Source organism: Salibacterium sp. K-3, from assembly GCF_054052005.1.
This window is the reverse complement of record NZ_JBSVZE010000001.1, coordinates 2,369,961-2,376,342: the sequence shown is the minus strand read 5'-3', so window position 1 is coordinate 2,376,342 and position 6,382 is coordinate 2,369,961. Positions and strand designations below refer to the sequence as shown.

The window sequence follows — 6,382 nt, the reverse complement described above, 5'->3', positions numbered from 1 at the left end:
TTGAGAGGAGCTGTCCTTAGTACGAGAGGACCGGGATGGACACACCGCTGGTGTACCAGTTGTTCCGCCAGGAGCACTGCTGGGTGGCTACGTGTGGATGGGATAAGTGCTGAAAGCATCTAAGCATGAAGCCTTCCTCAAGATGAGATTTCCCGTCACAACAAGTGAGTAAGACCCCTGAGAGATGATCAGGTGGATAGGTCTGAGGTGGAAGCGTGGCAACACGTGCAGCTGACAGATACTAATCGGTCGAGGGCTTATCCTGACCAAGTGGTTTGGTTCGCACAGCTCTGATTTCGTTATGTCGTTTTGAGGGAACATCGTTCCCTGGAAAAGGGCCCGGTCACCGATCGGGAACATATTGCAGTCTGGTGGCGACGGCGGAGAGGTTCCACCCGTTCCCATGCCGAACACGGAAGTTAAGCTCTCCAGCGCCGATGATAATGAAGGGGCAACCCTTTGTGAAAGTAGGACGCTGCCAGGCTGGACATTTCCTTTCTGACATGTTATATTATCAAAGTGTCGCTGGGAAAAGGCAAACATAAAACATTCCACAGTAGCTCAGTGGTAGAGCTATCGGCTGTTAACCGATCGGTCGCAGGTTCGAATCCTGCCTGTGGAGCCATGATGGAGAGCTGTCCGAGTGGCCGAAGGAGCACGATTGGAAATCGTGTAGGCGGTGTTGAGCCGTCTCGAGGGTTCGAATCCCTCGCTCTCCGCCATATTTATTACATAAGAAAGGCCCGTTGGTCAAGTGGTTAAGACACCGCCCTTTCACGGCGGTAACACGGGTTCGAATCCCGTACGGGTCACCATTTACATATGGAGGATTAGCTCAGCTGGGAGAGCATCTGCCTTACAAGCAGGAGGTCGGCAGTTCGATCCTGTCATCCTCCACCATTATAAAACACATCGCGGGGTGGAGCAGTCTGGCAGCTCGTCGGGCTCATAACCCGGAGGTCGCAGGTTCGAATCCTGCCCCCGCAACCAATTTTTCATAAACATATATTTGCTGTCCTAAAGAGATTCGCCTCCTTGCTTTTGGAAAGAAGAAGCAAGAAGGTCGAGGAAACAAGAGAGTGGAGGAGGGAATGTACGTCTGTACATGACCTGACGACACGAACGCAGTTGACGAAGAGATTCGCACCTTACCTTTTTGAAAGAAGAACCAAGAAGGTCAAGGAAGCAAGAGAATGGAGGAGGGAATGTACGACTGTACATGACCTGACGACATGAACGCAGCTGACGCAGAGATTCGCCGTTTATTCTTTCAAAAAAGGGCCTGTGGTGTAGCGGTTAACATGCCTGCCTGTCACGCAGGAGATCGCGGGTTCGATTCCCGTCAGGCCCGCCATTTACTTACTTTTCAACCTTTGTTATGATAAAAACAATATTAATACTCAACAATGGCTCGATAGCTCAGTCGGTAGAGCAGTGGACTGAAAATCCTCGTGTCGGCGGTTCGATTCCGTCTCGAGCCACCATTTTTGTGCCGGTCTAGCTCAATTGGCAGAGCAACTGACTTGTAATCAGTAGGTTGGGGGTTCAATTCCTCTGGCCGGCACCATTTAAAAATTTATGATATGGAGGGGTAGCGAAGTTGGCCAAACGCGGCGGACTGTAAATCCGCTCCTTCGGGTTCGGCGGTTCGAATCCGTCCCCCTCCACCATTTTGAAACAGGGGTATAGTTCAAAGGCAGAACAGCGGTCTCCAAAACCGCCAATGTGGGTTCGATTCCTACTACCCCTGCCATTTTTATCTTTTAAAAATGGCGATTGTGGCGAAGTGGTTAACGCACCGGATTGTGGCTCCGGCATTCGTGGGTTCGATTCCCATCAATCGCCCCATTGTGATTATTGGGCTATAGCCAAGCGGTAAGGCATCGGATTTTGATTCCGTGATGCGCTGGTTCGAATCCAGCTAGCCCAGCCACACGCGGAAGTAGTTCAGTGGTAGAACACCACCTTGCCAAGGTGGGGGTCGCGGGTTCGAATCCCGTCTTCCGCTCCAGTTATCACAATGTGTGCATGTGTATCATACGGTACCACATGGCGGCATAGCCAAGTGGTAAGGCACGGGTCTGCAAAACCCTTATTCCCCGGTTCGAATCCGGGTGCCGCCTCCACTTTACATCTACCTCTGCCGGGGTGGTGGAATGGGCAGACACACAGGACTTAAAATCCTGCGGTTGGTATACAACCGTGCCGGTTCAAGTCCGGCCCTCGGCACCATTATTTTTTGATATTTAGAGGATGGCGGTGTGGCGGAACTGGCAGACGCGCGCGACTCAAAATCGCGTTCTACGGAGTGTGGGTTCGAGTCCCACCACCGCTACCAAGCATAGACGACGATATACCGGAGTTTGCTTTTAAGCAGATTCCGGTTTTTAATATTGGCTCTACAATAAATGTTGGGGTTTTGAAACAATTTCGTTCGTAAAAACACGCAAGCTCTTGTACCCTTCTATACCTGAAAGGCAACATTTGGTGAGTACAATGAAATGCGTCCGCGTTCAAAAAGGCGGGCTGGGACAAAAGAATAGGCGTTATATAAAAATTTTAATGATCCCGAGTTCTGTAAACAGCATCGACCGGGTTTAGTGCTGCAGCGGTCCGGCCGGAGGGATGATGAAAAAGAGCAGCGTGCAGGAAGATTTGGTTTGGTTGGAGATACTGTAGGATACCTTTAGTGTCCACAAGAGATGTTTTTAAGGACTCTATGGTTCCTTTGACGGTTGCTTAGTGGTTCCAAGTATCTTCTTGGAAACCACTATCACCGTATATTAACGCCGCAGTGTGCGCAAGGCGGCATTGAGGAGAGTTATTGATGTGGAGGTTCTCAATTTATCCGTATCCCTTTACGATACTACATCCGTGAGACCTTCGGATTGTCACGATGGAGCAGGTGAATGGCCGCGGAGCCGCTGTGAAGCTGAGTAAACATATTGGAAGCAGCGTGCAGCAGCTGTTCTGCTTCAGCAGCAGGCAGGGAGGGACGGAGGTAGAAGATCTGGACAGCGTCTGTGGTATCGATGGTTGTGCTGGTTCGTCCTGCATCAACGATAGGACTGCCGAATGGCCCGTTTTTGTCAAAAGCAGCCAATTTGCCGTTCATGTTGTTCATCCGTCCATTTAACCCTTCCATCGCGGCCTCTTCCTGTCCAAGGCTGATTTTGATATAATCAGTCAAGGCATTGCTGTCATAAATACCGACCGGCATGTCATATTGAAGCGAAAAGAAATTGTTAATATCTGCGGCCGAATGGATGAAAGGCAGGTCCTGCCCTTTGCTGATCCGTTTCAGGAGAGCTTCATGGGAAGGGCGGTACCGCTTCGGATCGATTCCGAGTTTTCGGAACAAATCCCTCCATTCCTTTACGCCCTCATATTCATCGACAGGGTGTTCAGCGAGGTTGGTGCGCACGGTTTCCTGAAAATATTCAAGGCGGCCTTTCAGCATTTTCGGCGAATCCGCGACGACAATATTCTCATATACGGCAATGCCGATTTTTAAATCCGGAATGGTTTGTAACAGGTTCTCGTCCAGTGAAAAGAGCACGTTTCTCACCTCATCTGCCAGTTCAATTGATATGCAAAGTGTACCATACCCAGACATGTGAAGGGAATGCAAAGGAAAGGAGGGATAACGGTGACAGGAGCAGAACTGAAGGAAAAAATTATCGCATACAGCAAAGAGATCGGTATCGATAAAATAGGCTTTGCCTCTACTGATCCGTTTCTGACATTAAAGGACAGGCTGATCGAACAGCAGCGTCTCCAGTACCATTCCGGCTTTGAAGAACCGGATATCGAGAAACGGACGGAGCCGAAACGGCTGCTGCCGGAAGCAAAAACCATTATCTCGATTGCTCTCGCTTATCCTTCCAAAATGGAAAACGAGCCGAAGAGCAGAAAAGGAGACCGGCGCGGCGTGTTCTGTCGCGCGTCCTGGGGCGTGGATTACCACAATGTCCTGAAGGACCGTCTTCAGAAGCTCGAGGACTATATTGCCGAGATCGCCCCGGAGGCACGGTGTCAGTCCATGGTGGATACTGGGGAACTGTCGGATCGTGCGGTTGCAGAACGGGCCGGCATCGGTTGGAGCGGCAAAAACTGCGCAATCATCACTCCTGAATTTGGTTCTTATGTGTACCTGGGAGAAATGATCACAACGCTCTCCCTGGCACCGGATGAAGAAATTACGGATCAATGCGGGACGTGCAACAAATGTGTGGACGCTTGTCCGACCGGTGCTCTCGTGCAGGGAGGCCAGCTCGATGCAGGGAAGTGTATCGCCTATTTAACGCTCACCAAAGGATCCCTTCCGGAACGGTTCCGTAAAAAAATCGGTAACCGTCTGTACGGCTGTGACACCTGTCAGACCGTGTGTCCTGAAAATAAAGGAATGGATCATCATCAGCATGAAGAGTTCGAACCGGACCCGGAAGTTGTCAAGCCCCGCCTGGAACCGCTGCTTACAATCAGTAACCGCGAATTCAAGGAAACATTTGGTCCGATAGCCGGGTCGTGGCGCGGTAAAAAACCGATCCAGCGTAATGCAGTGCTGGCGCTTGGCACCTATAAGGCGGCAGAAGCAACCGAATCACTCATTTATGTACTGCATGAGGATCCGCGTCCGGTGATCCGGGGTTCGGCTGCCTGGTCGCTGGGGCAGATTGGCACAGAAGAGGCTGTGGATGCTCTGCAGCAGGCCGGGAAAAGAGAGACATCAGAAGACGTTCTGGAAGAGATAGCAAACGCCAAACCGGAACGTGCTGTAAAATAAGGAGACGATACGATGTCATCTTCACAACCGTTATTGTATCAGGAAATGGAAAGTCCCGTCGGGGTCATTACGACGGCGGCGACGAAGGCGGGCATATGCTCTCTTCACTTTGGGACAGCAGCAGAAGTGCAGGAACGAATAAGGCCCTGGCTGCGGAGATATGGTCTCGACCGTGAGTGGGAGCGGGACCCAGAAGACAGCCACGGCGTTATCCAGCAGCTTCACGAATACTTTAACGCCCGGCGCTCCTACTTCGATATTCCGCTGGATTTGTACGGTACACCGTTTCAGGTATCGGTCTGGAACGAGTTGTCGGCTGTTCCGTACGGAGAAACAAGATCCTATAAGGATATCGCCGAAGCTGTGCAGTCTCCGAAAGCTGTACGTGCCGTCGGTTCTGCGAATAATAAAAATCCGGTCTCCATCATCGTTCCCTGCCATCGTGTGATAGGAAGTAATGGAAACATGGTCGGTTACGGAAGTGGAATCCCTGTGAAAGAATACCTTCTGCAGATGGAAGGATCCGTTTCTCCTTCCTGATCGTAAAGGGCATGCGCTTCGGGCGGGTGCTCTTTATTTTCCTCTGAAAGGAATGAGAGCTCCTTCTCTTTAATAGAATGGAAGCATGGCCGTCACTATGGAGGAGGGACGCTCGTGACCAGAACTTGGATGAAAGACTGGAAGGAACATATGCAGCAGTGGATCTCCTTTCAGCTCGACCGTACCCGGGAAAAACCCTGGAAAACGATTCCCCAGGAGACAGAAATGCTCCGGCGCCTGAAAAAAACAATCGAGCGCAGGCAGGCGGAACTTCTGAAAATAAAAATTCTATGCCGGCCCTACCGGGTGCAGCGGGTGGAAAAACAGGAACATATCTATTATCAGCTGCACGTCGCACGTATCCTGAAAGTGAACGGGCAGTATCATATGGAAGAAGAAATCATGCCCCGGATGATGAAAACCCATGACGGGCATTTAATCATTGATTATATGCTTTCTGAACAACCGCTGCCGGCCCCGCGTATCAGCCAGCCTGTTCGGCGGAAGCAGCGGGCATTTGCCTATGACCGAAGAAAAGCGGTGCAGTACGCGGAAACGTGGTGGAATGATTATAACCCCAGCTATGAAGCATTTACGAATAACTGTACCAATTTTATCTCCCAGTGTTTACGAGCCGGACATGCTCCAATGCGGGGGCAGCCGGACCGGAGCAGCGGCTGGTGGTATGAGGATGGGAACTGGAGTTACAGCTGGGCGGTGGCGCACTCTTTCCACTGGTATTTAAGCAGTTCCAACAGCGGATTGACGGCAGTCGAAACAGAAAAAGCCGGCAGTCTGGGCCTTGGAGATGTGATCTGTTATGATTTCAACGGCGATGACAACTGGCAGCATTCAACGATTGTTACCGGTTTTGATGGAAACGGAGAGCCGCTTGTCAATGCGCAGACAACCAACAGCAGAGCGCGTTATTGGACGTATGAAGATTCAACAGCATGGACCCCCGCGATCCGGTATAAATTTTTTCAGATTGGACAAGGGTGAAACGGGTCTGATGAGACAGGATATGATATAATAACCCGGGTTTTACATTGAATA

4 protein-coding genes, 16 tRNA genes and 2 rRNA genes are annotated in these 6,382 nt (G+C 50.8%); 21 read left to right on the top strand and 1 reads right to left on the bottom strand.

All coding sequences use genetic code 11. The features are described from left to right. From ACW9JV_RS12065 to ACW9JV_RS11980, 18 genes are all read left to right on the top strand, one after another. A 23S ribosomal RNA gene (locus tag ACW9JV_RS12065) occupies positions 1-265 on the top strand; the annotation flags it as partial. Between the two features lie 102 nt (positions 266-367). Continuing rightward, a 5S ribosomal RNA gene (gene rrf, locus ACW9JV_RS12060) occupies positions 368-484 on the top strand. A 66-nt stretch (positions 485-550) separates the two neighbouring features. Further along, positions 551-625: transfer RNA gene (locus ACW9JV_RS12055), tRNA-Asn, on the top strand. Between the two features lie 4 nt (positions 626-629). Further along, positions 630-722, top strand: a tRNA-Ser gene (locus ACW9JV_RS12050). An 18-nt stretch (positions 723-740) separates the two neighbouring features. Beyond that, a tRNA-Glu gene (locus ACW9JV_RS12045) sits at positions 741-815 on the top strand. A gap of 9 nt (positions 816-824) precedes the next feature. Further along, positions 825-900, top strand: a tRNA-Val gene (locus ACW9JV_RS12040). 13 nt (positions 901-913) lie between these two features. Next, positions 914-990: transfer RNA gene (locus ACW9JV_RS12035), tRNA-Met, on the top strand. A 288-nt stretch (positions 991-1,278) separates the two neighbouring features. Next, positions 1,279-1,354, top strand: a tRNA-Asp gene (locus ACW9JV_RS12030). Between the two features lie 54 nt (positions 1,355-1,408). After that, positions 1,409-1,484: transfer RNA gene (locus ACW9JV_RS12025), tRNA-Phe, on the top strand. Positions 1,485-1,491: 7 nt separating this feature from the next. Further along, positions 1,492-1,567, top strand: a tRNA-Thr gene (locus ACW9JV_RS12020). Positions 1,568-1,585: 18 nt separating this feature from the next. Beyond that, positions 1,586-1,670, top strand: a tRNA-Tyr gene (locus ACW9JV_RS12015). 9 nt (positions 1,671-1,679) lie between these two features. Next, positions 1,680-1,753, top strand: a tRNA-Trp gene (locus tag ACW9JV_RS12010). A 19-nt stretch (positions 1,754-1,772) separates the two neighbouring features. Further along, positions 1,773-1,848: transfer RNA gene (locus tag ACW9JV_RS12005), tRNA-His, on the top strand. Between the two features lie 10 nt (positions 1,849-1,858). Beyond that, a tRNA-Gln gene (locus tag ACW9JV_RS12000) sits at positions 1,859-1,933 on the top strand. A 3-nt stretch (positions 1,934-1,936) separates the two neighbouring features. Beyond that, a tRNA-Gly gene (locus ACW9JV_RS11995) sits at positions 1,937-2,011 on the top strand. 40 nt (positions 2,012-2,051) lie between these two features. After that, positions 2,052-2,126, top strand: a tRNA-Cys gene (locus ACW9JV_RS11990). Between the two features lie 16 nt (positions 2,127-2,142). Further along, positions 2,143-2,232: transfer RNA gene (locus ACW9JV_RS11985), tRNA-Leu, on the top strand. 23 nt (positions 2,233-2,255) lie between these two features. Next, positions 2,256-2,338 (top strand) — tRNA-Leu (locus ACW9JV_RS11980). Between the two features lie 528 nt (positions 2,339-2,866). On the opposite strand, the gene ACW9JV_RS11975 is transcribed toward ACW9JV_RS11980, so the two are convergent. Continuing rightward, complete coding sequence (locus tag ACW9JV_RS11975) at positions 2,867-3,559, bottom strand: B3/B4 domain-containing protein (protein ID WP_457334509.1); 693 nt, start codon at positions 3,557-3,559, stop codon at positions 2,867-2,869. Positions 3,560-3,649: 90 nt separating this feature from the next. Between ACW9JV_RS11975 and queG the strand changes: the two genes are divergently transcribed. The 3 genes from queG to ACW9JV_RS11960 all read left to right on the top strand — a co-directional run bounded on the left by queG (position 3,650) and on the right by ACW9JV_RS11960 (position 6,328). Further along, positions 3,650-4,786: a tRNA epoxyqueuosine(34) reductase QueG gene (queG, locus tag ACW9JV_RS11970; RefSeq protein WP_457334507.1), complete on the top strand. Its 1,137-nt coding sequence runs from the start codon at positions 3,650-3,652 to the stop codon at positions 4,784-4,786. Between the two features lie 12 nt (positions 4,787-4,798). Further along, complete coding sequence (locus ACW9JV_RS11965) at positions 4,799-5,326, top strand: methylated-DNA--[protein]-cysteine S-methyltransferase (protein ID WP_457334505.1); 528 nt, start codon at positions 4,799-4,801, stop codon at positions 5,324-5,326. 114 nt (positions 5,327-5,440) lie between these two features. Next, positions 5,441-6,328, top strand: a complete 888-nt coding sequence (locus tag ACW9JV_RS11960) for an amidase domain-containing protein (RefSeq protein WP_457334503.1) — start codon at positions 5,441-5,443, stop codon at positions 6,326-6,328. Positions 6,329-6,382: the final 54 nt, after the last annotated feature.